1 protein-coding gene and 1 pseudogene (1 of these 2 only partly in view) are annotated in these 1834 nt (G+C 51.1%); both read right to left on the reverse strand.

Translation table 11 applies throughout. The features are described 5' to 3' along the window. Positions 1–170: pseudogene (locus HN413_00085) on the reverse strand (type I restriction-modification system subunit M N-terminal domain-containing protein) (it extends 70 nt beyond the left edge of the window). A 130-nt stretch (positions 171–300) separates the two neighbouring features. Further along, entirely contained in the window at positions 301–1455 is a 1155-nt protein-coding gene (locus tag HN413_00090) for an ATP-binding protein (GenBank protein MBT3388786.1), read from the reverse strand. Between the last annotated feature and the right edge of the window lie 379 nt (positions 1456–1834).

The following is a 1834-nucleotide window of genomic DNA, read 5'->3' on the forward strand; positions in this document are numbered from 1 at the left end:
TACTGCGCGATGACGGCGTCCTTATGGGCTTCCAGCACCGAATCCAGGCGGCGCAAAACCACGAAGGGCAAAATTACATCGCCGTATTCATGGGCTTTGAAGGCCCCGCGTAAAATATCATCGGCGACCTGCCAGATAAAATTGGCTTTTTCTGTGAAGTTGTTGCTCATTGAAAGTAATCCCCGAATTTGCTGTGTTGTGGTCAGGCCATTGGCCCGGTTAGGTTCGTTTTGAGTATATCATAACGCACGGGTAGACCGTTGGCATGGATATGTGAGCCTGTCTGAAACCTTTTGGGCTTCAGATACGATCCAATTGCCGCCAACTAACAAATGTCCCCGCGCTGGTTTGCATGGATTGTTCACCGCCATAGACGACATAGCCCGCATCTTTAGGCATATTCGCCAGTTGACGCCAGTATTTGAGATTATCAAAATAACTCCCGGAGATGGTTTTGCCAGATTTGATCTCGACCGGCACAATCGTTTCCCCTTCTACCAGCAGACAATCAATTTCTTTACCGCGGCTGTCCTGCCAGAAATAGAGGGAGCCTCGCTCACCGCGGTGAAAACTGCGCTTGATGAATTCATTGATCATCAGGTTCTCGAACAGCGCGCCTTTCATGTAGTGTAAGCTAACCTGGCGCTCTTCCCGGATACCCAACAACGAACAGACCACACCGGTATCGTAAAAATAGAGCTTGGGCGACTTTACCAACCGTTTATTGAAATTTTTGTGATAAGGCGGCAGGCGGTAAAGGATGTAGGATGCCTCCAAAATGGAAATCCACGCCTTGGCCGTGTTCGGGCTGATCCCGGCATCGCTTGCCAGACTGGAATAATTGAGCAATTGCCCGGCGCGCCCGGCGCATAGCTGGATGAACCGAATAAAGGCGTTAATATCGCCGATATTTTTCATCATGCGCACGTCTCTTTCGACATACGTTTGAATATAAGCCGGATAAAAATCAACCGGGGCGATATCCCGATCATAAATGCGCGGGTATTGGCCGTTGAAAATCAGGCTTTCATAGTGATCGAAGCTGAACGCGCCGTTTTCGAGTTCCGAGAGCGAGAAAGGCAGCAAATGCAAAATGGCGGTTCGTCCGGCCAGCGTCTGGCTGATCTTTTCCATCAACAGGAAGTTCGACGAGCCGGTCAGGATAAATTGGATATTGCGGTTCGTATCCACAATTGTCTGGATATAGGAAAATAGCTCAGGTGTGTTTTGGATTTCATCCAGAATGGCCCCCGCGGGATAGTTTGACAAGAAACCGCGCGGATCGGTGAGGGCAATCTGGCGAATATCCGGTTCCTCCAGTGAAACATAGGACAGCATCGGAAACGCCGCTCTGACCAGGGTGGTCTTACCCGATTGGCGCGGCCCGGTCAGGGTGATCACCTGGAATTTTTGTGCCAGGGCGGTGAGTTTATCCGTAAGAGTTCTTGCGATCATGGCTGGCTCCAAAAGGCGCTGCTCGGCAGGTGAAGGGCATTGCATCACTTGCGTACGTGAATGGCATCATTATAGCATCTTTGCACAAATATGCAAAAGAATTGCGGATTTGTTCACAGGCCCCCATTCTTGATATTCCCCCCATTTGAGAGACTCCAAAAAAGATGCTGCGCGAGACGCTTGCGCTGCGACTACATCGGCCTCGTAGCGCAAGCGAAGATAGATTCCTGGTGCAAAACAAAGGGGAAATACCCGCGGAGGGCGCCTGTGCCCCGATAGGGGTATTGGGGAAATCAGTTGCCAATTAGTCTTAAGCCAGCAGGCGCAATCCACGCGCCGCTGGCAACCCCTTTGCATGAGCGAAGGGGGAATACCCGCG

The sequence above is a fragment of the Chloroflexota bacterium genome (assembly GCA_018648225.1).
Lineage (GTDB): Bacteria > Chloroflexota > Anaerolineae > Anaerolineales > UBA11858 > NIOZ-UU35.

Excerpts from the sequence above, each read along its gene's own strand:
- HN413_00090 (MBT3388786.1), bottom strand. The coding sequence starts at position 1,455 with ATGATCGCAAGAACTCTTACGGATAAACTCACCGCCCTGGCACAAAAA.